The organism is Streptomyces sp. NBC_01224, assembly GCF_036002945.1.
Taxonomy (GTDB): domain Bacteria; phylum Actinomycetota; class Actinomycetes; order Streptomycetales; family Streptomycetaceae; genus Streptomyces.
In genome coordinates this window covers 2,721,205-2,747,596 of record NZ_CP108529.1, presented here as the reverse complement: position 1 = coordinate 2,747,596, position 26,392 = coordinate 2,721,205, and the positions used below count along the sequence as shown (strand labels likewise).

The following is a 26,392-nucleotide window of genomic DNA, read 5'->3' as shown; positions in this document are numbered from 1 at the left end:
GGTTGCGACGCTCCGTCCGGCGACCACATCGGCACGATGGGGGGCGCTCGGGGCAAGCCACCCCCGCGCCGCCCGGTCGGGACATGACCCACCGCTCCCCGGGCCGCGAACTGCTGGCCCTGTTCAGTCTGCGCACCGTGGCCGGCCAGGTCTTCTGCTTCGTGCTCGGGCTCGTACTCCTGCTCATCGCAGGCGGCGGGATCGCGCTGGTGCTGCAGGGCCGCAGCGACAGCCTGCAGGAGGCCCGGCTGCGCACATTCAGCGTGGCCGAGACATTCGCCCACTCGCCCGGGATCGTACCGGCGCTGGACAGCAAGAACCCCACCGCCATCCTGCAGCCACGCGCGGAGCAGGTCCGCCGGCAGACACATGTCGATACCGTCGTCGTCGCCAGCCCCCAGGGCATCCGTTACACCCACCCCGACCCCGCGCTGATCGGTAAACACATCATCGGCCCGTACAAAGAGGCACTGGCCGGCCACGGCTTCACCAGGAGCTTCTCCGGCAGCCAAGGGCCGTCGATCAACTCGGTGGTGCCCGTCAAGCGGCTCGACGGTTCGGTCGCCGGCGTGGTGTCCGTCGGGCTCACCGACAGGTCGGTGAACAGTGTGGCTGCCCGGTCCATCCCGTTCAGCATTGCCGTCGGGGTGGCCGCCTTCTCGGTCACCGCGGGCGGCGCGCTGCTCTTGAGCAGACGGCTGAGCCGTCAGACACACGGGCTCGGACCGGCAGAGATGACCCGGATGTACGAGCACCACGACGCGGTGCTGCACGCGGTCCGTGAGGCCGTCCTCATCGTCGGGGCCGACCACCGGCTGACGCTGGTCAACGACGAGGCCCGCAGACTGCTCGCCCTTCCCCCGGATGCCGAGGGCCGCGCGTTGACGGACCTCGGACTGGACCCGGAGACCGTGGAACTGCTCGCCTCCGGCCGTACCGTCACGGACGAGGTGCTGCGCGTCCGCAACCGGCTGCTGGCCGTCAACCTCCGGCCGGCGGGCGCGGGTGGCGGGCCGCCCGCCACCGTGGCGACCCTGCGGGACACCACCGAGCTCCGCAAGGTCGCAGGGAAGGCGGAAAACGTCCATGAACGCCTGCTGCTCCTCTACGAGGCCGGTGCCCGGATCGGCACCACCCTCGACGTAAGCCGGACGGCCCAGGAGCTGGCGGATGTGGCGACTCCCGGATTCGCCGACGCCACGAGCGTCGACCTCGCCGATCTCGCGCTTCCCGGGGATGAACCGACCACGCCGGACAGTGCCCCGCTGGACATGCGCCGTACCGCCATCGCCGCCACGGACCCGGACCAGCCCCTGTACTCGATCGGCCGACTGGTCGGATTCGTTCCCTCCAGGACCCGGGCCATGCGCGTGAACATCGACGAGGTCGGGCTGGGGCCGGAGGTGATCGCGCAGCTGGGATGGCGGTACTGGGACCCCGAGCGGGCCTCGAAGATCCTGGACTACGGATTCCACTCGGTGCTGTCCGTACCGCTGCACGCACGTGGCGTCATCCTGGGCCTGGCCAACTTCTGGCGCGCGGGCAATGCCGACCCGTTCGACGAAGACGACCAGTCCTTCGCCGAGGAACTGGTGGCCCGGGCGGCCGTCAGTGTGGACAACGCCCGCAGGTACACACGCGAGCACGAAATGGCCGTGACGCTGCAACGCAGCCTGCTGCCCCGCGACCTGCCCGAGCAGAACGCCCTCGACGTGGCCCACCGCTATCTGCCGGCGCGGGCCGAGGTGGGCGGCGACTGGTTCGACGTGATCCCGCTGTCCGGCGCCCGGTTCGCACTGGTCGTCGGTGATGTGGTCGGACACGGGCTGCACGCCGCCGCCACCATGGGGCGGCTGCGCACCAGCATCCACAACTTCTCCGCGCTGGACTTCGCGCCCGACGAGCTTCTCGGACATCTCGACGAACTGGTCAGCCGGATCGACCAGGACGAGGCGGCCGGTGACGGCGCCGAGATCGCCGGAGCCGGCTGCCTGTACGCGATCTACGACGCGGTTTCCGGAAACTGCTCGGTGGCCCGGGCCGGCCACCCCGGGCCCGTGCTGATCCTTCCGGACGGCAGCGTCGAAGTTCCCGAGGTTCCGGTCGGTCTGCCCCTCGGCATCGGTGGCATGCCCTTCGAGGCGGCCGAGTTCCACGTACCCGAAGGGAGCCGTCTGGTCCTTTACACGGACGGTCTTCTCGAGAGCCGCGACCGGGACATCGACGCCGGCCTGGAGCTGCTGCGCGCCACTCTCGCCGGTCGCGACCGGACGCCGGAGGAGACCTGTGACGACGTGCTCGACGCGATGCTGTCCGGGCCGCCGACCGACGACGTCGCCATCCTGGTGGCCTGCACCCGCACGCTCGATCCGAACCAGGTCGCGCAATGGGCCGTGGCCACCGATCCGGCGGCCGTCGCCGGGGTCCGCAAGAACGTGGCCCAGTGGCTCAGCGAGCGTGGCCTGGACGAGGAGGCGTTCACCACCGAGCTGATCCTGAGCGAACTGGTCACCAACGCGGTGCGCTACGGCACAGGACCGATCGAGGTCCGCCTGCTGTACGACCGCAACCTGATCTGCGAGGTGTCCGACACCAGCAACACCTCACCGCATCTGCGCTACGCGGCGACGACGGACGAGGGCGGCCGGGGTCTGTTCCTCGTCGCCCAGTTCGCCGAACGCTGGGGCACCCGCTACACCGAGACGGGCAAGGTGATCTGGTCGGAGCAGACGGTCGGCGAATCGGGGACGCAGGACGACTGAAGCGTACGTCGCCCGGAGTGCCGTCGGAGAGCCGTCGTGACACGCTGAAACGGGGGATCACGGCTACGTCACCCAAGGAGATCGAAATGGCCAGTGACACCACCGGACCCGGACCGAGCCGCACGAAACCGAGCCCCACGCACGCGCCCACATCCGGTACGACAGTCCTGGCAGCAGTCCTGATGATCCTGGGCGGAGCGATGGCGATCTTCGAGGGGATCGCGGCCATCTCGAAAGACCGCCTTTTCGTCGCGACGCGCCACTATGTGTTCGAGTTCAGCCTGGCGGGCTGGGGCTGGGTCCACCTCATCCTGGGCATCGCCCTCCTCCTCGCCGGCTGCGCCGTATTCGCCGGAGCCCTGTGGGCACGCTTCTTCGGTGTCGCCGTGGCCGGCCTGGGCGCGATCGCCAACTTCCTGTGGCTGCCGTTCTACCCCTTGTGGGCCCTGGTGGTGATCGTCGTCAACATCCTCGTCATCTGGGCGCTGTGCATGGGCATGCACCGAGAAGCGGACGCGGACCGGACTGCCTGACCCACGCCTTCCCTGATCAGGCCGAGACCGCGCCGTCGAGGAATGCCGACCAGGCGGCGGGCGGAACAGTGGGACGGGGCGCGGGTTCAAGGTCTGACGGCCGCGGAGAGTTCTGCCCGCAACTGCTCGTCCGTCGGTGCCAGTTGACGTAGTCCCGTCTCCAGGGTCCGGTCGTCCCCGGTGACGAGCGGGTGTTGTCGTCCCCGGTGACGAGCGGGTGTTGCAGGCCGCCCAGGATCCGGGCGTGCTGGTTCAGTGCGGCCGCGCAATCGGTGACAAGGTCAAGAATTTGCCGCTTCAGCAAGGATGCTTGCCGATTTCGTGCTCCACCGCGGACGCTCTCCGGTGAACGGAGGTGCTTCTCATGAACGACATGAGCGACACGAACGACATGAACGACGTGGACCAGCGGTACGACGTGGTGGTGATCGGCGGTGGAGCCGCCGGGCTGAGCGGAGCCGTATCGCTGGCCAGGGCGCGTCGATCGGTGCTGGTGGTCGACGCGGGCCGGCCGCGCAACGCCCCCGCGTCGCACGTGCACAGCTACCTGGGACGCGAGGGCACACCGCCCTCGGAGCTGCTGGCCGCCGGCCGTGACGAGGTGACCGGTTATGGGGGTGAGATCGTCGAGGGCACGGTGGTGGCCGTCGAGCGGCTGTCCGGCGGCGAGGGGTTCCGCGTCGTACGGGAGGACGGGGCTGCTGTCGTGGCGCGCCGGCTGCTGGTGGCCACCGGCCTCGTCGATGAACTGCCCTCGGTGCCGGGCGTGGTCGAGCGGTGGGGGCGCGAGGTCCTGCACTGCCCGTTCTGCCACGGCTGGGAGGTCGCAACCCGCCCGATCGGCATCCTCGCCACCGGCCCCCTGGCCGTGCATCAGGCGCTGTTGTGGCGTCAGTGGAGCGCGGACATCACCTTCTTCGTCCACGCCGGGCCCGAGCCGACCGAGGAGGAGTACGAGCAACTGGCCGCACGTGGCGTTGCCGTGGTCGACGGGGAAGTGGCCGGTCTTGAGGTGACGGACGACCGGCTCACCGGGGTACGGCTGGCGGGCGGCCGGGTGATCGCGTGCGAGGCCGTCGTGGTCCAGCCCCGCTTCACCGCCCGCGCGGGCGCTCTCGCGACCCTGGGTCTGACGGCGGTCGAGCAGGAGATGGGCGGTCAGGTGATCGGCACGTACATCGCCGCCGATCCGACCGGTGCGACGGAAGTCCCCGGCGTCTGGGTGGCCGGCAACGTCGCCGACCTGAAGGGGCAGGTCATCGGCGCCGCCAACGCCGGGATGCGGGCCGCCGCGGCGATCAATACGGATCTGATCGCCGAAGAGACCCGCCGGGCGGTCGCGGCCCGTCGCCGCGCGGCCTTCTCGGCGGCGGCGGAGCGTGAAGTCTGCGAGCGGGTGCTCGGGGAGCGACGACACGGGTTGTGACCGGCCGGTCCGCAGAGGCCGCACGAAGGGAGTGGTCCGGTCGGATCACGGTGGTGCGCCATCCCGCCCGACGACGAGCGCCCGCCTTCCGACCCCAGGCGGGGGAGGGGGGAAGGCGGGCGCGCTCGGGTTCAGGCGTGAGGCAGCGGGAGGCGTCAGGCCTGCGCTGCTGCGGCCTTGATCGCGGAGATGTCGAAGTTGAGCTTGACCTTGTCGCTGACCATCACGCCGCCGGTCTCCAGCGCCGCGTTCCAGGTCAGGCCCCAGTCGGAGCGCAGGATGTCCGCGCCGCCCTCGAAGCCGACGCGCTCGTTGCCGTAGACGTCGGTGGCGGAGCCATTGAACTCCAGGTCGATGGCGAGGGGACGCGTGACGTCCTTGATGGTGAGGTCGCCGGTGATGCGGTACTTGTCGCCGCCGAGCTGCTCGGCGTGTGTGGAGCGGAAGGTCATGAGGGGGAACTTCTCGGCGTCGAAGAAGTCGCCGCTGACCAGGTGGCCGTCGCGGTCGGCGATGCCGGTGTCGACGCTGGCGATCTTGACGTCGATCGAGGCGGCGGAGTTCGCGGGGTTGTGACCGTCGAGCTTCAGGCTGCCCTCGTGCTCGCCGAAGGTGCCGCGCACGTTGGTGACCATGGCGTGACGCACGGTGAATCCGATGCTGGAGTGCGCCGGGTCGATCGTGTAGTCGCCGGTGAGGGCGGCGAGGGCCGGGTCCACGGCGGGGGCGGTGGCGACGGCGGTGGCGGACGGGGCGTTGTTGTTCTTGCGGTTGAACAGAGCCATGGCTCCTCCTCGGGGGACGTGGTCGAGTGGCGGTCGAAGTTGTTGTTTAACCTTCAACGAGATTGACTCTAGCCGCATCTAGTTCAAAGTTCAACATCAAGGGTGCGGGTTGTTCGCGAAGGGCGACTCGCCTGTCGCCATCCGCCCCTTTCGCCCTCTGGCGGACGCGCGTAGAACTCGGGCACTATCTCCCTGCCCCTTATTTGTCATGAGCAGGAGGAGTCCCCCCATGGTGTCCCGTATGACACTTCGCCCCGTCCTGACCGCCCTCGCCCTCGTCCTCGGCGTCCTCTTCGCCCCCGGCGTCGGCGTTCTCGGCAGCGGTGCCACCCAGGCCCACGCCGACACGAAGCTCACCCACGCACAGGCCGCCGCCCGGTTCAGCTCCTCCGGAATCACCTGGTCGTCCTCCGGCGGCTGCTCCAACCGCAACGTGGCCACCTGTACCTCGTTCGACCAGCTCAACCTGGCCACCGCTCAGGGCGCCCAGACCCTCAAGAGCGCCACGGGCTGCGCGCTGAACATCACCGGCGGTACCGAGACCGGGCACGCCAGTGGTACGTACTCGCACTGGAACGGGTACAAGCTCGACTTCGGCAAGTCCACCTGTCTCACGAACTACGTCCACGGCGTCTTCACCTACATAGGGCTGCGTGGCGACGGTGCACCCCAGTACAAGTCGGGTTCCGGCAACGTCTACGCGGACGAGGGCAACCACTGGGATGTGACGTACTACAACTGCGGCGGCTGCTGACTTCTGCACGCATCGACCCGCACGGGGTGCCCCTGTCCGCCGGACAGGGACACCCCGTGTCGCTGTCTCACACCACGTCGGCTGCGCCGGGCCTCGACGAGGGGCACCACCTCGTCGATTCGAATGTGTGACGGATTAGCATGGTCAACTACCGAGGCCCTGACCCGAGCTGACCGGTTCGGCGTACCGCCGGATCGGTCAATAACCGGATTTGGCACGTCAGTGGCGCCGGCCATCGCGATCACCAGGAGGGTTCATGTCCTTCGAGGAAGAGTGGGCCGGCCTCAAGGCGAATGCCGCCGCCCGTATGCAGCTGAACGGTGCGCCGACGTCGGACCCGCGCTCGGCGCCGTCCGACGGGGACCTCGTCATCTACGACGACGAGCTGGGCAAGATCGGCCATTTCGCTTACCAGTTGCACAACAACCTGAAGGCCGACGGCACGCACGCCCGGACCACGACCGAGGCCGCCGGTACGAGCCTGGCATCGGACGGGTTCGAGATGGGCAAGGCGCTGACCGCCGCATCCAAGGTGTGGGACGAGCAGGTCGGGACACTGGCCGATTCCTGCGCGCACATTTCCAATCATCTCGACTTCACGAAGGCGTCGAAGAAAAAGGACGACGAATGGGTCGCCACCCAGGTCAGCGCGTCCAGGATTGCCGATTACTACGACGTCCCCGAAGAAGACACCAAGCCCTCGATACCGAAGGCTCAGGGTCCCATCATGTGATCCGGCCTCCTCCGGCTATTCATCCACCTTCCTCCTTACTTCCCTTCTTTCCCCACCCAGGCGAGGTGCCCGGTGCTGGTTTTCCAGCAGCTTCTCAACCTGAAGACCAAGCCACTCGATTCGGCGATCGACGACTGGGTTGCCATGGTCAAAAAACTCAAGGAACTCGCCAAGGACGCAGGGGACATGAGTTCCTATGCGGAAGGGACGGCCTGGAAGGGCGAGAACGCTTCCGTCACCAAGCCGTTCGTCACGAGGACGGCAGCCGAGTTCCGCGATGCGGTGACCCAGGCCGAGAGCATCACCAACATACTCAAGGACGCCTACGGTGAGTTGACGCAAGCCAAGGCCGATCTCGAAACGATTTACGACAATCCGCCGCACGGCCTCAGAATCGCCCCGGACGGAGTCATCACGCACCCGGAGGGCTCCCACGCGGCCCAGGGTGACGTCGACGCACTCGTCGATCGACTGGAGGCCATTCTCCAGCGTGCGGTCGACGCCGACGCACTCTGTGCCTGGGGTTTGAGGGATCTCACCAAGGACCCGCACGAGTTCAGCAGCATGCACTACGGCTCGCTGAAGGATGCGAAGACGGGCATGGTGCAAGAACAACGAACAAAGCTGGACAAGACGGAGTACGAGCCCCCCAAGAAGTGGGGCAGCGGCACCATCAAGCCCATTGCCGAGTTCCTCAGTTACCGATCCTGGATGGGCGGCGGTGAGGCACTCCTGCACGGAGACATCAACGGCGCGGTGCAGGGGTTCATCGGCGGAACGCCCGCCTATGCCGCCGGCGAGGCCAGCAAGCATCTTGAGAAGGGATCGATCCTGAGCGACGTAAAGGGGAAACACCATCGCCCCACGTTCATCAACACGGTCGGCAAGTTCGGGGGGAAGATATTCGGTGCGCCGGTCGCCGTGGTGGCGACGGGAATCGACTTCTACTACACGCCGTCGAAGAAGGAACCCGGTGACACCCATGTGGAAGCCCCTGCAGAACCAGGAAAGGTGAGGTACCGGTGAAGCACTCCGCAGGCCCGCCGCCGCCTGGTCGCCGCCGTCCGAACTTGTGGCACTGGCTGCGCCCCCGGAGTTCACGGGCGTTCGTCCTCGGCATCTGCATGGCCGTCGGCGGGCTCGCCGGCGGGGTGCGCTCCGTGGTGGACGGAAAGGGGATCTGGACGGCCTTCGGTATCTTCGGCGTGGGGGTTCTCGGAGTTGTTCTCGCCATTGCGTGGATCGTGACGTACACGCGGGAGCGCTGAGGAGAGGGCTCGGGCACAGCGGCCGGGTCGCGGGCACCGTCCGGATGCAGAAATGAGCCGGCCTGCCAAGCGGTTCGGGCGATGCGGCCGGTCGCGATCCTGCCGACACCCACATCACGCGACAGCTACACGCGGACGGTCGTGGTCACGGTCACCTCGTCACCTGCCGAGAGTCCCTGCGGCTTGCGGACCGCGTTCTTGAGCCGCAGCAGGTAGCTGCCGTCCTTGGGGAAGAGCGACGTGGTGAAAGCGGTCTCGCCGATGCGCGCGTCCAGGGGGAGCGCGCCCCAGCCGTACGTGGCCAGCGCAGCCACCTCGCAGATGTCGGCGGCCTGGTCGTCGGGCACGGCGGCGAAGCAGAACGGTGAAGGCCCCCGCCACTCGATGACGCGGCCGGTGAACACAACGTGCACGAGGTCGATCCATCCATCGAGGGAGCCGAATGCCGGGCAGCGTACATGCGGGCCCGCCTTGGCCCCGTTGCGTGGTGACCGTCGTGCATCCAACCTGCGGTCGACGCCGGAGACCCGGCAGGGCCCGAGGTGTCACATCTCGAAGCCGTCCCTGTCCTTCACGAAGGCGGTGCCGGTCGCGGCATCGGAGGGAATCATGCCGCGCAACGGCGTGATCGACGTGCCGGGCGCCTCGGATACCTTGCTGGACGATGTGCGGAAGTGACCGGTACGCGCGTCACGTGCGCTCGACGTGCGTGACGCGCACGGACGCAATGTCTTTGACGGTGCCGTCTTCGATCTCCGCGTCCCGTGGCGCCGAGCTCCCCGTCGTCGTCTTCCCGGGGCCCAGCCTGTCGGCCGTCACCCCGGTGTTCCCGAGAACATCCCCGTCCTTGTCCAGGAACTCGAACTGCGCGAAGTAACTCGCCGCCCCGCTCCCGCCGTTCCTGATCGTGTAGTGCACAACGTACGCGCGATGGCCCCGGGCCCGATGGCCCTCGAACCCTGACTTCACGATCTTGACGTCCCTCGACGGGTTCGCCGCCGAGGCCTCCTCGCTCCAGGCTCTCCCCGTCCCCGCTGTCGGGGCGCCCTCTTTCGCGGAGTCGGTGGAGTCCTTTGCACCCGAACACGCCGTGAGTAGCCCGGCAGCGGCAGCAACCGCGGCCACGGACAGCCAAAACTTGCGCATGACGCACTCCCTGTAGTCGAAGGGCAGACCATAGCCGCGGGCCTCGGCACACAAGCCGCGGGACACGGGGCGAACCCTCTGACGAGGCAACCGTCGACCGCATGACCGAAACCTGTCGGTTTGCGGCCTGCTCCGGGAAGTAGTCTGCCGACGTCGTCCGGGAGCGTTCGTCCGGCCGGCGAGCACGGAGGAGGCGCGGCAACCTCAACGGATCAGCCGGACCTCGCAGGCTCGATCGGGCTTCGACGCGCGATCGTGGTGCCGATGCCCGTCGGTGCAGGCCGGCATGGACCTCGCCTTGCTGATACAGGCCGCCGCCGGCCGGGATGGCCAGGATGGGCGCATTCAGGCGGGCGGGCATGCGGAGCGCGCGGATGCGGTGCTGGACGCGGTGATCGGTGCGGTCGTATCGGAGATCAGTGGGCTCGCGATGACACGACAACCGGAAGCTGCGACTCGTCGAAGGTCGCCGAGCCGGCGATCAGGCCCAACGGTCCGGCGCACGTGGGGGCCGAATCCCGGTGGTGTCGACCCTCAGGCCGTGAAGCCGAGGCTGAGGAAGGCGGCCCAGGCGGCGGGCGGAACGGTGAGGACGGGGCCGTCGGTGACCTTGGAGTCGCGGATGTGGACGGCGGTGGGGTGGGTGGCCACCTCGACGCAGTCGCCGCCCTGATCGCTGCTGTAGCTGGACTTGCGCCAGTCGTAGGCGACTTCGAGGCAGGCGCCGCCCTGGTCGTTGCTGTAGCTGGACTTGAACCAGGCGAGGGCGGTGGTACGGGGAGCCGGGTGTGCTGCGCGGGTCATGTTTCTCCAAGCAGTTCGTCCAGTAGGCGTGCGGTCTTCTCGACGGAGAGTGCCTGCGAACGCAGCATCCCATATTTCTGCTGGAGCACGCTGACGTCATCTGGATCATCGTAGAGATAGCCCGTCAGCTGGCTGTCGACGTAGGCGAGATGGTCGTGGTCGGGAGTCTCCAGCAGCACCATGGGCCCCGCGAGTCCGGCATGCTTCGGGAGCTTCGTCGGCATGATCTGGAGCCCCAGGAAAGGGAGTTCCATGCACCGGCGCAGATGCCGGATCTGCTCCTGGAGCACGGTGGGGTCCCCGAGCCGGCCGCGCAGAATGCTCTCCTCCAGCACGAAGTGCAGCATCGGCCGAGGTTTGCGTTCGAGGAGCTTCTGCCGGTCGAGTCGACCCGTCACCCACTCCTCCCGCTCGTCCTCTTCGAGGGGCGGGTAGAGGCAGGAGAAGACGAACCGGATGTACTCCTCCGTCTGGAGGAGCCCGGGCACGACCTGGTTCTCGTACCAGAGCAGCGTCACTGCCTCCTGTTCGTACTCCACGTAGTCCTGTACGAACGCAGGAAACCGCTCCTTCTGCGGCACCTTCGACACCGCGACCTGCAACGCCCCCTTCGTGTCCAGCAGTTCATCCAGTTGGACCGCGAAGTCCCACTGCAGCGCCCTGCGCCCCTGCTCGATCGACGCGATCGTGTCCTCGCCCACGCAGAACTGATCGGCCAGCGCCGCCTGCGTCATCCGGGCCGCCTTGCGGAACGTCGCCAGCTGGGCGCCGATCAGGTGCCAGGACGTGATCCGCTTGTTCTTCTTCGCCGAGTGCATGAAGTGCCTCTCCCCGTCGCGAAACCCGGATGACCCGTCAGGCCCCGTACAAGTGCGTTGTACGACCCGACGCGCTGATCAACGATAGTGACTTTGTGTGACGTTGGCTGCGTGAACGAATCAACTCAACTCCCCTACTTCCGCGAGGCGTTCCACCGCAGGGAACGCCGGTCCGTCCCGCTCGTACGACAGTTCGTGCGCCAGGCCCTTATCGATTGGGCGTGCGATGCCCGTGCCGACGACGTGTTGCTCTGCGTGAGCGAACTCGTCACCAATGCCCTCCTGCACGGCGTCCCGCCCGGACGCGGTTTCCGTACCCACCTCTACCTGGAGCCGGCCGACGGGGTCCTGCGGGTCGAGGTCCACGACAGCGGCGACGGGGAGGTGCGCCTCGCCGATGAGGGCGCGGTGCCCGACGCGGAGGGCGGACGGGGGCTGCTGCTGGTGGCGGCGCTCGCCGACAAGTGGGGGGTGGGGGAGCGGAACCCCGGCAAGGTGGTGTGGTGCGAGTTCGATGCGTCGGCGGGGGTGGGTCGCGGCATGTCGACGAGATAGACCCGGGGGCCGAGATACAAGATCGGCAGGGTCTACCGGTTCCGGTCGCGCGTGGGCTATCCCTGGAACGGCGGCCCTCGACGGGGTCGTATCCCGTGGAAGTGGAAGGAGCCCTGCCATGGCTGACTGGTACGTGGACGACCGCTGCACCAATTGCGACGTGGCCCGACAGTTCGCGCCCGAGCTGATCGGAGAGGAGGAAGGGGCGTCACGGATCCTGCGGCAACCGGGCGACGAGGCGGAGAACCGGCGCTTACACGCCGCCGTCTTCGCCTGCCACACCCGCTCGATCCGGCCCGCGTCCGGACAGCCGGACCCCGCGCTGGACCCGTTCCCGATGGCGCTGGACGACGGCGTACTGGTCTGCGGGCACAACTCCCGGCAGACCGCCGGCGCCAACTCCTATCTGCTGCGGCGCCCGTCCGGCACGGTCATGATGATCGACACCCCGCGCTGGAGCACCGAACTGGCCGAGCGGTACGTGGCGACGACGGGGCCCGTCACCGATGTGCTGCTCACCCATCGCGACCACGTCGCGCACGGGCGCCGTTACGCCGACCACTTCGGCGCCCGGATGTGGATCCACGAAGGGGACCTCGACGCGGCGCCGGACGCGGACCAGGTGATCCGGGGGCTCGACCCGGTGGAGATCGGCGAGGGTGTCACCGCCCATCCGCTGCCCGGCCACACCCGGGGCAGCGTGCTCTATCTCGCGGACGACCGGTACTGCTTCAGCGGCGACAGCTTCTACTGGTCGCGTACGACCGGTGATCTCGAAGTCGCGGAGAGCGTGACCTGGTACTCCATCGAGGAGTTGGCCGCCTCCCTGGCGAGGACGGCGGGGCACCTGCGGTTCGAGTGGGTGCTGCCCGGCCACGGCGACCGGCACCTTCTGGATGCCGGCGAGATGTCCCGGCGGCTGCACGCACTGGCGGAACGCACGGCGCTGCTGCGGCCCCGGCCGATCGACTTCACCGCCCTCCGCTGGTGACGTTCCACGACCGCCGGTGACGCCTGCCGGACCGGCTCCACGCCGTCCGGCAGGCGCTCGGCCGGTGAGACGAAACCGTGGTCAGCCCATCGCCATGACGACCGGCTTCTCCGCGGCCATCAGCATGTACGGGGCCTCCGGATCGGAGGGCCGGCTTCGGGGAACTTTTCCACTGTTCCTGCACACACCCATGGTCGAAGCAGCAGTCCCGGCCTGTTCAGCGACTGTTCACGAATGTCCGCCCCGATGTGGCCCGCCTCGCGCGCGGGTCCGGTAGGCGCGTGGTGTGGTGCCCGTCAGTCGGGAGAAGTGGTGGCGCAGGCTGGCCGGCGAGGTGAAACCGCACCGGGCCGCCACCCGCTCCACCCCTTCGTCGGTGTCCTCCAGCAGTTCGCGGGCCCGCTCCAGCCTCCGGCGCAGCAGGTACTGGGGCGGGGTGGCGCCGGTCTGCGCGTGGAAGCGGCGGTTGAGGCTGCTGAGACTGATCCCCGCGTGCGCGGCGAGGTCCGCCGGGGTCAGCGGGAGGTGCAGGCGGGCCTCCAGCCAGCGCAGCGTCGGTTCGATGCCCGCGCTCTCGGTGAGTTCGCGGTCGATGGTCTCCTGGACGCGGTCGCCGTGGGGCAGGAGCGGGGTGAGGAGTTCCCGGGATGTCTCACCGGCCACCCGCTCGCCGTGGTCCTGGGCCAGCAGACGCAGGCAGACGTCCAGGCTGCCGAAGATCCCGGCCGAGGTGAGGAATGGGCCGTCGGCCACGACAGTGCCGACCGGATCGACCTCGATACGGGGGTGGCGGCGGGCCAGCTCCTCGGTGTGGCGCCAGCCGGTCGTGGCGCGGCGGGCGTCCAGGAGGCCGGTGGCCGCGAGGGTGAAGACTCCGGTTCCGATCGCGCCGATACGGCTGCCGCGGGCGGCTGCGGCCCGGAGTGCCGCGAGCACCTCGGGCGTGGGATCGTCGCGGGGGGCGTCGCCGTCCTGGCCGGGGATCAGGACGACATCCGCGTCGGCGAGGCCGTCGAGCCCCCACGGGACGGAGATCCGGAGCGGTGCGGGTGCCCCCGTGGCGGTGAGGCCGGGGGCGGCGCAGAGCCGCACCTCGTAGTCGGCGTCGGGGTGGCTGGTCGTCGCCGTCCCGAAGACCAGCCCGGGGGTGGTCAGCTGGTGTCCGGGGAGCCTGTCGGGCACAAGAACGGCGATTACGGGCATATGCAGAATCTATCCGAGGGCGGGGGATGGCGGACGGGGAGCTGCGGTGGTCGGGGCGTACCCGGGCGGGCCGGTCCGCCCACCCGGGTACGTGTCGCGTCAGCGGTGCGCGTGGATGGTCTTGTCGATCCACTTCGCGTACGCGGGAACGTTGGTGTACATGCCGGGGCCGGTGCCGCAGGTCGGGTCGGTGTCCCCGTCGCCCGACGTGGCGCCGACCAGCTCCCAGCGCCCGTCCCGGCCGTGCTGGATCTGCGGGCCGCCGGAGTCGCCGAAGCAGGCCATGGCGCCCGCCGTCTTGCTGATCGTGCAGATCCGGGTCTTGTCGGCGCGGCCGGGCGAGCACTCGTTCACGGCGCCGATGCGGGTGTCCAGCTGCTTGAGCTTGTCCGGGAACACCGCGTCGGGGAGGTGGTCGGTGTCCAGGACGGTGCCGAAGCCGAGCAGGCGCGTCGGGGTGCCGGGTTCGCCCACCGACTTGGCGATGCGGATGGGCTTCTCCTTGACCGGGCGGTCCAGCTCGACGAGCGCGATGTCGTTCCTGCTGGGGTTGGACTCGACGTCGTAGGCAGGGTGGGCGACGGTCCGCTTGATGTGGCGCACGGTGCCGCCGGACTCGCGGTCGTTGGAGCCGATGCGGACGATGCCGTCCAGCGCCTCCGGGTTGACGCAGTGGGCCGCCGTCACCAGCCAGCGCGAGTCGATCAGCGATGCGCCGCACTGGGCGTGCACCTCGCCGGCCCACTGCGGGAGCGTGGCCATGAACGGGTAACGCTGCGTGGCCTCCTGCCCGTTGACGATGGCGTTGGCGCTGCCGGACATCGCCGTGACACAGGCCGTCGCGGCCAGGGCGACGGCGGCGAACCGTCCCGCACGGCGCGAGCGGGACTTACGGGACCGGGACGGGGCAGCGGACGTCGAACTGCGTGTGAACACGGGTAATTCCTTCGTTCGATGCGCATCGTGCGCGTGGTGGATGTGCGAACCGGCTGCCGGGCGTCGTCTCGCTTCCGGTGCCGCGCAACACCCATCCTGCGTACTGGCCCCGTCCGGAAAAAGCGGTCCTGATGTCACCCTCGGCTAAATTCTGGACATGTCAGTGATCGCCGTCCTCGCGCTCGACGGGGTGCCGGGCCATGAACTCACCGGGCCCGGAATGTGCTTCGGCACGGCCGCCCGGCACCACCCGCATGTCGCGTACGAGCTGCGGTACTGCACCGCCCCGGGCTTTCGCGGGACCGGCCTCCCGGCGCCCTTCGCCGTCGACACGCCCTGGGGCCTGGACGGGCTGGCGGACGCCGACACCGTACTGCTGCCCGGCCACGCCGCCTTCCGCGACGAGCCGGACCCCGGGGTCGCCGACGCCCTGCGGGCCGCCGCGGACCGGGGAGCCCGCATCGGCGCGTTCGGCACCGGGACGTTCACCCTCGCCGCCACCGGGCTCCTCGACGGACGCCGGGCGGCCACCGGGCGACAGTACGCGGCGGAGCTGGCGCGACGCCATCCCCTGATCGACGTCGATCCGGAAGGAGTCGTCGTGAACGCGGATCCCTTCCACAGCGCGGCCGGAGTGCTCGGCGGCCTCGACCTCTGCCTGCACCTGATCACCCTGGACCACGGCACACCGGTCGCCATCGAGACGGAGCGGCAGGTCTTCATGCAGCTCCACGCACCCGCCGACGCCGATGCCGAGAAGGCCCCTGCCGCCGCATCCCGGCACCGGGCCGGCCCGCACTCCCTCGGGCCCACCACCCGGTGGATGGAGGCCCACCTCGACCACCCGCTGACGCTGAGCGACATCGCCGACCACGCGGGGCTCACCGTGCGCGGCCTGAACCGGCGCTTCCGGGCCGAGACCGGGCTCTCCCCGCTCCAGTACCTGCTGCGCGCCCGCGTCCAGGCGGCGCAGCGGCTGCTGGAGCGCGGGGACGAGCCGGTGGAACGCATCGCCGTACGCACCGGGTTCGGCACACCCGCCAACCTGCGCCACCACTTCCAGCACCACACGGGCACCGGGCCGCGCGTCTACCGCACCGCATTCCGCTCCCTGGTGGCCACTTTGACCTGGGCGGAAGGCAAGAATGCCGAAGCGGCGGAGCCCGCAGCGTCCGGCGGCGCCGACGACCCCGGAGCGGACGGACGGCACGGCTGACGACCGCGCCGCGCACCCCGGTCGCCGAACTGCGGACACGTACCGTCCACTTGGACTTACGCAAAGCGGTTGTTGGACTGGAGGGCCCCCAGGGGCCGCACGTCGTTGACGCTGTCCAGCCACGGGGACTACTCAGAGCACATGTCGCGAAGATTCACTTCGGCGGGCGCTGTCGCCGCCGCCTCAGCCGCCGTCCTGGCGCTGGTGGGGACCGCACTCCCCGCCTCAGCCGCCGCCCCCTCACCCGCCGCAGTCGAGTCGGCCGTGCCCGCGGACGCCACCGTCATCCGGTCCGCGCAGCTCTCGGTCGCGGTCGCCGACGACTTCCCGCGCGTCCTGGCGTACACCGACAAGGCGAGCGGCGATCAGCTGCTCGGCAGTACGCAGCCGGTCACCGCCGTCACCCTCAACGGCACCGCGCACCCCGTGAAGCTCAAGGGCGCCCCCGAGGTCACCGCCTCGACCGCCCGCTACACGCTGACCTTCACCGACCTGCCCGGCATCGAGATCGACGCCTCGCTCTCCGTCTCCGGCCGCGCCACCACCTTCAAGGTCACGGCCGTCCGCGACACCGAGGCGTTCCGTGTCGGCACCATCGACATACCCGGCCACGACCTGGTCTCCGTCGGCTCCACGGACACCGGCGGTGCCACCGCCTTCACACGGCTGGACAACGACTCGACGAAGACCGCCGACGTCTTCGCCCGGGTCACTCCGGACACCGCCGCGGACCAGGCGCCGGTCGGCGCCTCGTACGCCATCGTCAACACCGGTTCCCTCGCCGCGGCCGTCGAGTCCAACTCCTCGTACGACAAGCCCTCCGGCGCCACCGGCGGCGACGACGCCCGGTTCTGGCACCAGGCCCGCAAGGCCGACGACGGCAGCGTCCGGGTCGGCGTCTGGTCCGGGCAGTGGACCTACCGCGGCGACGGCGCATCGCAGCCGGAGAGCGGGGGCAACCTCCCCTGGGCGAAGGTGGTCGTCACCCCCGACGCCAACGGCGACAAGTCGGTCGACTGGCAGGACGGAGCCGTCGCGTTCCGGACCATCGGCGTCAAGGCCCCCGGCAGCGAGGACACCCCGGACCGGGTCATCACCCACATCCCGTTCAACTTCGCCAGCCAGGCCACCCACCCCTTCCTGCGCACCCTGGACGACGTCAAGCGGATCTCGCTCGCCACCGACGGCCTCGGGCAGATGGCGCTCCTCAAGGGATACGCCTCCGAGGGCCACGACTCCGCCCACCCCGACTACGGCGGCAACTACAACAAGCGCGCCGGCGGGCTGAAGGATCTCAACGCGCTCCTCAAGGACGGCAAGAAGTGGGGCGCCACCTTCGGCGTCCACGTCAACGCCACCGAGGCGTACCCGGATGCCAAGGCCTTCGACGAGAAGCTCGTCGACAAGACCAGGCCCGGCTGGAACTGGCTCGGCCAGAGCTACTACATCGACCAGCGCCGCGACATCAACAGCGGTGACCTGGCCAAGCGCTTCCAGCAGTTGCGCGACGAGACGGACCCCAACCTCAGCCTGCTCTACATCGACGTCTACTACACGCACGGCTGGATCGCGGACAAGACCCTCCGGTCCGTGCAGAAGCAGGGCTGGAACGTCGCCACCGAGTGGGCCGACAAATTCGAGCGCGGCTCGCTCTGGTCGCACTGGGCCAATGACCTCGACTACGGCGGCGCCACCAACAAGGGCCTCAACTCGAAGATCATCCGGTTCATCCGCAACGACGAGAAGGACGTCTGGAACAACGATCCGGTCCTCGGCCAGACCGCCATCGAGGAGTTCGAGGGCTGGACCAACGAGACCGACTGGAACGCCTTCTACGACAACATCTGGCAGCGCGACCTGCCCGCCAAGTACCTCCAGCAGCAGAAGATCACCCGCTGGGACGGCAACGACATCACCTTCACCGGCGACGTCCGGGGCACCGTCGAGGACAGCAAGCGGACCTTCTACGACCACGGCCGCAAGGTCCTGAGCGGCACCGACTACCTGCTGCCGTGGGACGGCGGCAAGAAGCTGTACCACTACAGCAAGTCCGGCGGCACGAGTAGCTGGGCGGTGCCGTCCAAGGGCGCGTACACCGTCTACAAGCTCACCGACAACGGCCGGGTCAAGGCCGGAACGGTCAAGCCCGTCGACGGGAAGATCACGCTGACGGCCGAGGCCGGTCAGCCCTACGTCCTCTACCCGGACCGCGCGCCGAAGGCCGCCGACCCCAAGTGGGGCGAGGGCACCCCGGTCGACGACCCGGGCTTCAACGACAGCGGCCTCGACGCCTGGTCGAAGACCGGAACCGTTGCCCGTGACACCGACGGCCAGGGCCGCAACAGCGCCGAGCTCTCCGGCACAGGCACGGCGGCACTCTCGCAGAGCATCCACGGCCTCACGCCCGGCAAGCGCTACACCGCGTCCGCGCTCATCGAGGTACAGCCCGGAAAGACCCGGCACACGACACTCTCGATCGGCGGGAAGTCCGTCGCCGTGGACCACTCCACCGCCGAGGACTACGTCGCCGCGTCCGACTGGCACGGTACGTACTTCCAGCGGGCGAAGGTGAACTTCACCGCCCCCGCGAACGGCCGTGCCACCCTCCGTATCGAGGCCGCCAAGGGCACCTCGGCGAGCGTCCGGGCCGATGACGTACGCATCGTCGCGAGCGCCCCGGCGACCAAGAAGAACACCGTCGTGCACGAGGACTTCGAGGACGTCGACCAGGGCTGGGGCCCCTTCCTCAAGGGCGACGCGGGCGGCTCCACCGACCCCCGGACCGTCATCTCCCAGCTGCATACCCCGTACACCCAGGCCGGCTGGAACGGCAAGCTCGTCGACGACGTCATCGGCGGCAAGGAGTCCCTCAAGGCCCACGAGGAGAACACCGGACTCGTCTACCGCACGGCTCCCTGGACCGTGCCGATGGCCGACGGCCACCGCTACAAGGTCGAGTACGACTACCAGTCCAGCCACGCCGGCGCCTATGAGTGGGTCGACGGATACGACCGGATCACCGCAGAAGGAAACCCCGACTCGGTCGAGACCCGGACCACCCCCATCGGACAGCAGCGCACCACCGGCCACTTCAGCGAGACCGTCACCGCGGGCTGCGGCGACACCTGGACCGGACTGCGCAAGCGCGGCGACGCGCCCGACGGCGCCGACTTCGTCCTCGACGCGTTCACCGTGACCGACCTCGGCCCTGCCCCGGCCGGCGAACTCGCCGCCTGCGGCACGCTCACCGTCGACCCGGTCGCCGAGACCCTGGAGCCGGGCACGGCCAACACCGTCAAGGCGAGCTTCACCAACTACGAGGCCACCGCGGCGACCGGTGTCGCGCTGAGCCTGACCGTCCCCGAGGGCTGGAAGGCCGAGCCCGCGGGCGCCGTCACCTTCGACTCGGTCGCGGCAGGTGCCAAGGTCACCGGCAGCTGGCAGGTCACCCCGCCGGTGGACGCCAAGTACCAGACGTACGGCCTGGGTTCCGAGGCGACGTACACGGTCGGCGGCGCACGGCGCACACTCGGCGCGCAGACCTCCGTACGGACCCTGCCGCCGCCGCCCACCACGGACAGCTGGGCCAGCGACCTGGACTGGACCGCTTCCGAGAACGGCTGGGGACCCGTCGAACGGGACCTCTCCAACGGAGAGCAGGGCAGTGGCGACGGTACCCCGCTGAAGATCGGCGGCACCGCCTACACCAAGGGCCTCGGCAGCCACGCCCCGGCGAAGATCCGCTACTACCTGGGCGGCCGGTGCACCTCCTTCACCGCCCAGGTCGGCGTGGACGACGTACAGACCTCACGCGGCAGCGTGCAGTTCAGCGTCACGGCCGACGGCACCGAGAAGGTGAAGTCTCCGGTCCTGAAGGCGGCCGACAACGCATGGTCGCTCACGGCGGACACCACCGGCGCCAAGTACGTCGAACTGGTCGTCGGCGACGGTGGGGACGGCAACGGCAACGACCACGCGGACTGGGGTGACGCACGCTTCCATTGCGGTAGTTGAGAGCGCAGGATGCGGGACGGGTGCGCATGGTGGGCACCCGTCCCGCACCTGCATGCGATGGCCTTCCCCCTGACGAACTGGAGCCGTACATGCCGAACCCGCCCGTATGGTCACGCCGTACCCTGCTCGCCTTCTCGACCGCCACCGCCCTGGCGGTCTCCCTCCCCGGTTCCGCGGCGGCCGCAGCCGCCGCGGAGGCCGACGAGTTCGACACCCTCCGCCTGCGCTGGACCGGGATCGCGCTCGGCGCCGGCTTCGACGCGGCCGCCGAACCCTACGCCTCCCGCCTCGCCGAAACCGGCACGCTCGCCCGGGGGTTCCGGGCCACGATGAGCCCGGCCGCCGACTCGCTGTGGCCCGGCATCACGTACAACCCGCCGTCCGGCATCACCCAGGGATACAGCCGCCTGTGGACGATGACCCAGGCGTACGCCCAGCCCGGCACCGGATCGACCGGCGACGCCGCCCTGCTCGCCGACATCATCCGCGGCTACGACCACCTCGCCCGGACGGCCTACCACTCCTCCGTCACCCCGTACGGCAACTGGTGGGAGTGGCAGATCGGCAGCCCGCGCATCCTCATGGACATCACTTCCGTCCTGTACGAGCACCTGGGCACGGCCCGCGTCGAGGCCGCCTGCGCCGCCGTCGACCACTTCATCCCCGACGCCGTGCTCCGCGACTACAGCGGCACCTCCACCGGCGCCAACCGCGTCGACCTGTGCCGCTCCGTCGCCCTGCGCGGCGTCCTCGGCAGGGCACCCGCGAAGGTCGCACTGGCCAGGGACGCGCTGTCACCCGTCTTCCCGTACGTCACCGAGGGGGACGGCCTGTACGCGGACGGGTCGTTCATCCAGCACACCACCGTCGCCTACTCCGGCACCTACGGCCAGGTCATGCTCGACGGCCTCGGCCGCCTCTTCGCACTGCTCGCCGGATCGACCTGGGCCGTCACCGATCCCAACCGGCAGATCATCCTGGACAGCGTCGAGCGCGCGTATGCGCCGCTGATCTACAACGGCCTGGTCATGGACAGCGTCAACGGCCGTGCCATCAGCCGCGGTTACCTGAAGAACGACGAGCTTCAGGTGATGCGCGGCGACCACTTCCACGGGCAGGGCGTCATCGCCGGGATCGCCCTGCTCGCCGAGGGTGCCTCGGCGGCCGAGCGCGACCGGTGGCACGGCATGATCAAGGGCTGGATCGCCCGCGACCGGACCAGCCCGATCCTCACCGCCCGCCAGTTCGGCATCGCGGACCTGGCCCGGCTGCACGCGGTCCAGGCCGCCGCCGTGCCGGCCGCGCCCGAGCGGGTGGGCCACCACCTCTTCGCCGAGATGGCCCGCGCCGTGCACCGCCGCCCGGACTGGGCCGCGGGCATCTCCATGGCCTCGGAGCGGATCTCGCACTACGAGTGCGGCAACGGCGAGAATCCGCGCGGCTGGCACACCGGAGCCGGAATGCTCTACTGGTGGCCGGGCGGGAAGGAGAACGACCAGTACACCGACTGGTTCTGGCCGACCGTCGACTTCTACCGCCTGCCCGGAACGACCGTGTCCACCAAACGGCTCGCCGACAAGGCGGGTGGCGAATGGGGCGCGCCCAAACCCGCGGTGAAGTGGGTCGGCGGTGCCACGGACGGCGAATTCGGCGCGGTGGGCCAGCACCTCAAGGGCCTCGGCTCGACCCTGGACGCCCGCAAGTCATGGTTCTGCGTCGCCGATACGGTCATCTGCCTCGGCGCCGGCATCACCAGCACCGACAAGGTTCCCGTCGAGACGGTCGTCGACAACCGCATGCTCGGCGAGGACGGCACGGACCCCCTCACCGTCGACGACCGCACCGGCCCCCGCTGGGCCCACCTCGCCGGTCACGGCGGCTGGGTCTTCCCCGGCGGCGCCGACCTGCGTACCCTGCGCGAGGACCGCACCGGCGCCTGGTCCGACATCAACACCACCAGCTCCACCGAGCGCCGGACCCGCCGCTACCAGACCCTCTGGCTCGACCACGGCACCGACCCGGTCGACGCCGAGTACGTCTACCTGCTGATGCCCGGCGCCTCCCGCAGAACCGTCGCCGCCCGCGCGGCCGACCGGCACTGGCTCACCGTGCACGCCAACACCGCCGCCGCACAGGCGGTCGCCGTCCGCTCGCTGGGGGTGACCGCCGCCAATTTCTGGCAGCCGGGTGCGGCCGGTCCGCTCTCCGTCACGGCCGCGGCGAGCGTGCTGGTACGGGAGGGGCGGCGTTCCACGACCGTGTGCGTCAGCGGGCCCGACCGGACCGGTGCGCCGGTGGACGTGGTCTGGGAGCGGCCGGTACGGGAGGTCGTCTCGGCGGACCCGGGGATCGAGGTACGTGCCACCGGCAGACGGCTGGTGCTGAGGGTCGAGCCGGGAACGGAGGGAGGCACCCTGCGGTGCGAGGTGCGCTAGACGCCGGGGCTCAGGAGGAGTGAGGAGTGGGGACGCAGGGCCGGGGTATTCTCGCGGAACCGCGCCGTGCGTCCCGCTCCGGTGACCGGCGCGGGAGCGGTGCGGGACCGGCCGGATGCCGTCCGTGAGGGCAGGGACCCCCGATCGGACCACACTCCGAGGCTGACACGAGTGTGCAGCAGACCACAGTGACCATTTGTCGGACCCACACAAAGAGGGACCCATAAGGGCTGGTACTTCGCCTGCATGTCCCCAAGCTTCTGTCAGGCTTCACCAGGAAACAGGTCAGGAGACTGTACGGAGTCGACGGCAGGATTTACTTGCCCGGCTTCGTAGGGTCGGTACATGACCGTTGTGGACGAAACCCCGGGCGAGCCGAGTGACACCCGTGGCCGTGTGGCCGAACTGCTGGCGCTGCGCGAGCAGGCCCGGCGCGGACCGAGTGACCGGGCGACCGAGGCGCAGCACGCCAAGGGCAAGCTGACGGCGCGTGAGCGCATTGAGCTGCTGGTCGATCCGGGTTCGTTCAAGGAGGTCGAGCAGCTTCGCCGGCACCGGGCGACCGGCTTCGGCCTGGAGCAGAAGAAGCCGTACACCGACGGTGTCATCACCGGCTGGGGCACGGTCGAGGGCCGCACGGTCTTCGTCTACGCGCACGACTTCCGGATCTTCGGCGGCGCGCTGGGCGAGGCCCACGCCACCAAGATCCACAAGATCATGGACATGGCCATCTCGGCCGGTGCCCCGCTGGTCTCGCTGAACGACGGCGCGGGCGCCCGCATCCAGGAGGGCGTCAGCGCGCTCGCCGGATACGGTGGGATCTTCCAGCGCAACACCCGGGCCTCCGGTGTCATCCCGCAGATCAGCGTGATGCTCGGACCGTGCGCGGGCGGCGCGGCCTACTCCCCGGCGCTCACCGACTTCGTGTTCATGGTCCGTGAGACCTCGCAGATGTTCATCACCGGGCCGGACGTCGTGAAGGCGGTCACCGGTGAGGAGATCAGCCAGAACGGCCTCGGCGGCGCCGATGTGCACGCCGAGACCTCGGGCGTCGCACACTTCGCGTACGACGACGAGGAGACCTGCATCGCCGAGGTCCGCTACCTGATCGGGATGCTGCCGTCCAACAACCGGGAGAACCCGCCCACCGTGGCGAGCGACGACCCGGCCGACCGGCGCAGCGACGTCCTGCTCGACCTGGTGCCGGCCGACGGCAACCGCCCGTACGACATGCACAAGGTCATCGAGGAGCTCGTCGACGACGGCGACTACCTGGAGATCCACGAGCGCTGGGCCCGCAACATCATCTGCGCCCTGGCCCGGCTCGACGGCCAGGTCGTCGGCATCGTCGCCAACCAGCCGCAGTCCCTCGCCGGTGTCCTGGACATCGAGGCCTCCGAGAAGGCCGCCCGCTTCGTCCAGATGTGCGACGCATTCAACATCCCGATCATCACCCTTTTGGACGTACCCGGCTTTCTGCCCGGGGTGGATCAGGAGCACGGTGGAATTATTCGGCACGGTGCCAAGCTGCTCTACGCGTACTGCAACGCCACCGTGCCGAGGATCTCGCTGATCCTGCGCAAGGCCTACGGCGGTGCGTACATCGTGATGGACAGCCAGTCCATCGGTGCGGATCTGACCTACGCCTGGCCTACCAACGAGATCGCCGTGATGGGCGCCGAAGGTGCCGCCAACGTCATCTTCCGTCGGCAGATCGCCGACGCCGAGGACCCGGAAGCCATGCGGACCCGCATGGTCAAGGAGTACAAGGCCGAACTGATGCATCCGTACTACGCCGCCGAGCGCGGCCTGGTCGACGACGTCATCGACCCCGCCGAGACCCGCCAGGTGCTGATCGCCTCGCTCGCCATGCTCCGCTCCAAGCACGCCGACCTGCCGTCCCGCAAGCACGGCAACCCCCCGCAGTAGTCCGCAGCGTCGCAGTCACCCTGCCGAGCCCGCGAAGACCTGCCGAGAAGACGGAGAAACCACCCATGAGCACTGCCGCCGAGTCCGTGCTACGTGTCGAGAAGGGTCTTGCCGACCCCGAGGAGCTGGCCGCCATAACCGCGGTCCTGCTCGCCCGCGCCGCCGCCCAGCCCGCAGCGACCCCCGCCCACCGCGGCCGCAGCACCGCCGGATGGCGCCGCCTGGAACGCACCCCGGGCTTCCGCGCCCCGCACTCCTGGCAGGGCTGAGCTTTTCTGTCCTCAATCGCCGGAGGGTCTCGACCGAGCCCGCCCGGCGCTTGAGGACAACGCCTGAGGACGCAGCGCAACCGTAAGGCCCCGCACTCCCGAAGGAGTGCGGGGCCTTAGGCATGTCTGCCGGGGCGGCGAGCCCTACCGCAACCGAGCCATCAGCGCATGCTCCACCAGCGTGATCAGCGCACTCTTCGCATCCGCGCGGTGCCGCGCGTCCGTCGTGAGAATCGGGGTGTCGGGTCCGATCTGGAGCGCTTCGCGGACCTCGTCGGGGGTGTAGGGCTGGTGTCCGTCGAAGCCGTTGAGGGCGATGACGAAGGGGAGTCCGCTGTTCTCGAAGTAGTCGACGGCGGGGAAGCAGTCGGCGAGGCGGCGGGTGTCGACGAGGACGACGGCGCCGATGGCGCCGCGGACCAGGTCGTCCCACATGAACCAGAAGCGGTCCTGTCCGGGCGTACCGAAGAGGTACAGGATCAGGTCCTGGTCCAGCGTGATGCGGCCGAAGTCCATCGCCACCGTCGTGGTGGTCTTGTCCCCGGTGTGCGTCAGGTCGTCGATGCCCGCGGACGCGGACGTCATCACGGCTTCGGTGCGCAGCGGATTGATCTCCGAAACGGCACCGACGAACGTGGTCTTACCCACGCCGAAGCCCCCTGCCACCACGATCTTCGCGGAGGTAGTGGAGCGGGCTGCTCCGCCGCTAGAGCTTGCGAAGTCCACTGAGCACCCTTTCGAGCAGTGTCACATCTGGCTGGCCGCCGGCGGACTCTTCGCCGCCGGGCTGATGGATAGCGACGAGTCCGGCCTCTGCCAGGTCGGCTACGAGGATCCGGGCAACGCCGAGCGGGATCGAGAGCAGTGCCGAAATCTCGGCGACCGACTTGATCTCGATGCACAGCCGGCAGATCCGCTGGTGCTCGGGCAACTGCCCTTGCAGCCGGGACGGATCGGCCGTGGTACTGACCAACGCCTCAATGGCGAGTTGGTAGCGAGGTCGGGTCCGGCCGCCGGTCATGGCGTACGGACGGACCAGCGGATTGTGTGCGGCCGGTGCGGCCGGCTCGGGGGCCTGCCGCGGCGGTACGGGCTGAATGCGGGGCGACTGGGGCGAGTCGTAGCGGTGCGGCCGCTGCGGAGGCCACCCGGGACCCTGCTGGGCGCTTTGCGGCGGCTGCGAGAAGGGCTGATACGGCTGCTGTGCGCCCTGTCTGCTGGGTGTGGAGGGGAAGTTGAAACGATTGTCCCCGTGCTCACCCGGCACGTTCTGGCCACCGTCGTACCGGTGTCCGCCTGGGGGTGTTGCCACGATTCCTCCTCCGCCTGCCGGTCCCGATCCCAGTGGGTCCGCGCCACCGCACCTTATGACTCGGTGGCGCGAAACGCACTGTCTGTCTACTAGTTAAGAAGACTTCCCTGAAGTTCGGCGCGGAGGTCCGGGGTGAGGACGGTGCCCGCGCGGTCGACAAGAAGGGCCATTTCGTACCCGACCAGACCGATATCGGCGTCCGGGTGGGAGAGAACGGCCAGCGAAGATCCGTCGGAGATGGACATGATGAAGAGGAATCCGCGCTCCATCTCTACAACTGTCTGATTCACGGCGCCGCCTTCGAAGATCCGCGAGGCGCCCGCGGTCAGCGAGGTCAGACCGGAGGCGACAGCCGCCAGCTGGTCCGCGCGGTCGCGCGGAAATCCTTCGGACATGGCCAGCAGGAGTCCGTCGGCGGAGACCACCACCGTGTGCGACACCCCGGGGGTGTTGTCCACGAAGTTGGTGATCAACCAGTTCAGATTCTGCGCCGCCTGGCTCAT

24 protein-coding genes are annotated in these 26,392 nt (G+C 69.3%); 14 read left to right on the top strand and 10 right to left on the bottom strand.

Annotated elements, in window-relative coordinates:
- The first annotated feature begins 83 nt into the window (after positions 1–83).
- The 3 genes from OG609_RS11690 to OG609_RS11680 all read left to right on the top strand — a co-directional run bounded on the left by OG609_RS11690 (position 84) and on the right by OG609_RS11680 (position 4,721).
- Positions 84–2,762, top strand: a complete 2,679-nt coding sequence (locus tag OG609_RS11690) for a SpoIIE family protein phosphatase (RefSeq protein WP_327272749.1) — start codon at positions 84–86, stop codon at positions 2,760–2,762.
- Positions 2,763–2,848: 86 nt separating this feature from the next.
- Positions 2,849–3,295 carry a DUF7144 family membrane protein gene (locus tag OG609_RS11685; RefSeq protein WP_382897467.1) on the top strand — a complete coding sequence of 149 codons (447 nt, stop codon included), beginning with the start codon at positions 2,849–2,851 and terminating at the stop codon, positions 3,293–3,295.
- Between the two features lie 373 nt (positions 3,296–3,668).
- Positions 3,669–4,721 carry an NAD(P)/FAD-dependent oxidoreductase gene (locus tag OG609_RS11680; protein WP_442818070.1) on the top strand — a complete coding sequence of 351 codons (1,053 nt, stop codon included), beginning with the start codon at positions 3,669–3,671 and terminating at the stop codon, positions 4,719–4,721.
- Between the two features lie 155 nt (positions 4,722–4,876).
- Here OG609_RS11680 and OG609_RS11675 read toward each other — a convergent pair whose 3' ends face one another.
- Positions 4,877–5,506, bottom strand: a complete 630-nt coding sequence (locus OG609_RS11675; RefSeq protein WP_327272748.1) for a YceI family protein — start codon at positions 5,504–5,506, stop codon at positions 4,877–4,879.
- 229 nt (positions 5,507–5,735) lie between these two features.
- On the opposite strand from OG609_RS11675, the gene OG609_RS11670 reads away from it, so the two are divergent.
- From OG609_RS11670 to OG609_RS11655, 4 genes are all read left to right on the top strand, one after another.
- Positions 5,736–6,260 carry a hypothetical protein gene (locus OG609_RS11670; RefSeq protein ID WP_327272747.1) on the top strand — a complete coding sequence of 175 codons (525 nt, stop codon included), beginning with the start codon at positions 5,736–5,738 and terminating at the stop codon, positions 6,258–6,260.
- 256 nt (positions 6,261–6,516) lie between these two features.
- Positions 6,517–6,993, top strand: a complete 477-nt coding sequence (locus tag OG609_RS11665; protein ID WP_327272746.1) for a hypothetical protein — start codon at positions 6,517–6,519, stop codon at positions 6,991–6,993.
- 72 nt (positions 6,994–7,065) lie between these two features.
- A complete protein-coding gene (locus tag OG609_RS11660) occupies positions 7,066–8,019 on the top strand; it encodes a hypothetical protein (RefSeq protein WP_327272745.1) in 954 nt (317 codons plus the stop codon).
- Positions 8,016–8,261 (top strand): hypothetical protein, encoded by a 246-nt coding sequence (locus OG609_RS11655; protein ID WP_327272744.1) that lies wholly within the window; start codon positions 8,016–8,018, stop codon positions 8,259–8,261. The genes OG609_RS11660 and OG609_RS11655 overlap by 4 nt, the downstream gene beginning before the upstream one ends.
- 125 nt (positions 8,262–8,386) lie before the next feature.
- Here OG609_RS11655 and OG609_RS11650 read toward each other — a convergent pair whose 3' ends face one another.
- The 4 genes from OG609_RS11650 to OG609_RS11635 form a co-directional block, all read right to left on the bottom strand.
- The gene (locus OG609_RS11650; protein ID WP_327272743.1) at positions 8,387–8,674 is read right to left on the bottom strand and encodes a DUF1905 domain-containing protein; all 288 of its coding nucleotides are present in this window, start codon (positions 8,672–8,674) and stop codon (positions 8,387–8,389) included.
- A gap of 277 nt (positions 8,675–8,951) precedes the next feature.
- A complete protein-coding gene (locus tag OG609_RS11645; RefSeq protein WP_327272742.1) occupies positions 8,952–9,473 on the bottom strand; it encodes a hypothetical protein in 522 nt (173 codons plus the stop codon).
- A gap of 468 nt (positions 9,474–9,941) precedes the next feature.
- A complete protein-coding gene (locus OG609_RS11640) occupies positions 9,942–10,211 on the bottom strand; it encodes a DUF397 domain-containing protein (protein WP_327272741.1) in 270 nt (89 codons plus the stop codon).
- Entirely contained in the window at positions 10,208–11,029 is an 822-nt protein-coding gene (locus OG609_RS11635) for a helix-turn-helix domain-containing protein (protein WP_327272740.1), read from the bottom strand. Before OG609_RS11635 ends, OG609_RS11640 begins: the two co-directional genes overlap by 4 nt.
- Positions 11,030–11,140: 111 nt before the next feature.
- Here OG609_RS11635 and OG609_RS11630 point away from each other — a divergent pair, with 111 nt between their 5' ends.
- Both OG609_RS11630 and OG609_RS11625 read left to right on the top strand, forming a co-directional pair.
- Entirely contained in the window at positions 11,141–11,584 is a 444-nt protein-coding gene (locus OG609_RS11630; protein WP_327272739.1) for an ATP-binding protein, read from the top strand.
- A gap of 118 nt (positions 11,585–11,702) precedes the next feature.
- Positions 11,703–12,575, top strand: coding sequence for an MBL fold metallo-hydrolase (locus OG609_RS11625; RefSeq protein WP_327272738.1), 873 nt, complete (start codon positions 11,703–11,705; stop codon positions 12,573–12,575).
- Between the two features lie 228 nt (positions 12,576–12,803).
- On the opposite strand, the gene OG609_RS11620 is transcribed toward OG609_RS11625, so the two are convergent.
- On the bottom strand, positions 12,804–13,778 hold the full coding sequence (locus tag OG609_RS11620) for a GlxA family transcriptional regulator (protein ID WP_327272737.1): 975 nt from the start codon (positions 13,776–13,778) through the stop codon (positions 12,804–12,806).
- Between the two features lie 99 nt (positions 13,779–13,877).
- On the bottom strand, positions 13,878–14,714 hold the full coding sequence (locus OG609_RS11615) for a S1 family peptidase (RefSeq protein ID WP_390096077.1): 837 nt from the start codon (positions 14,712–14,714) through the stop codon (positions 13,878–13,880).
- Between the two features lie 157 nt (positions 14,715–14,871).
- Between OG609_RS11615 and OG609_RS11610 the strand changes: the two genes are divergently transcribed.
- The 5 genes from OG609_RS11610 to OG609_RS11590 all read left to right on the top strand — a co-directional run bounded on the left by OG609_RS11610 (position 14,872) and on the right by OG609_RS11590 (position 24,577).
- Entirely contained in the window at positions 14,872–15,930 is a 1,059-nt protein-coding gene (locus OG609_RS11610; RefSeq protein ID WP_327272736.1) for a GlxA family transcriptional regulator, read from the top strand.
- 141 nt (positions 15,931–16,071) lie between these two features.
- Positions 16,072–19,944 (top strand): endo-alpha-N-acetylgalactosaminidase family protein, encoded by a 3,873-nt coding sequence (locus tag OG609_RS11605; RefSeq protein WP_327272735.1) that lies wholly within the window; start codon positions 16,072–16,074, stop codon positions 19,942–19,944.
- Between the two features lie 89 nt (positions 19,945–20,033).
- Positions 20,034–22,379: a polysaccharide lyase 8 family protein gene (locus OG609_RS11600; protein ID WP_327272734.1), complete on the top strand. Its 2,346-nt coding sequence runs from the start codon at positions 20,034–20,036 to the stop codon at positions 22,377–22,379.
- A gap of 345 nt (positions 22,380–22,724) precedes the next feature.
- Positions 22,725–24,308, top strand: coding sequence for an acyl-CoA carboxylase subunit beta (locus tag OG609_RS11595; protein ID WP_327272733.1), 1,584 nt, complete (start codon positions 22,725–22,727; stop codon positions 24,306–24,308).
- 65 nt (positions 24,309–24,373) lie between these two features.
- Entirely contained in the window at positions 24,374–24,577 is a 204-nt protein-coding gene (locus OG609_RS11590; protein ID WP_093897832.1) for an acyl-CoA carboxylase subunit epsilon, read from the top strand.
- Between the two features lie 144 nt (positions 24,578–24,721).
- Here OG609_RS11590 and OG609_RS11585 read toward each other — a convergent pair whose 3' ends face one another.
- The 3 genes from OG609_RS11585 to OG609_RS11575 form a co-directional block, all read right to left on the bottom strand.
- On the bottom strand, positions 24,722–25,303 hold the full coding sequence (locus OG609_RS11585; RefSeq protein WP_014048542.1) for a GTP-binding protein: 582 nt from the start codon (positions 25,301–25,303) through the stop codon (positions 24,722–24,724).
- Positions 25,284–25,889 (bottom strand): DUF742 domain-containing protein, encoded by a 606-nt coding sequence (locus tag OG609_RS11580; protein WP_327272732.1) that lies wholly within the window; start codon positions 25,887–25,889, stop codon positions 25,284–25,286. The genes OG609_RS11585 and OG609_RS11580 overlap by 20 nt, the downstream gene beginning before the upstream one ends.
- A gap of 89 nt (positions 25,890–25,978) precedes the next feature.
- A complete protein-coding gene (locus tag OG609_RS11575) occupies positions 25,979–26,392 on the bottom strand; it encodes a roadblock/LC7 domain-containing protein (RefSeq protein ID WP_267007938.1) in 414 nt (137 codons plus the stop codon).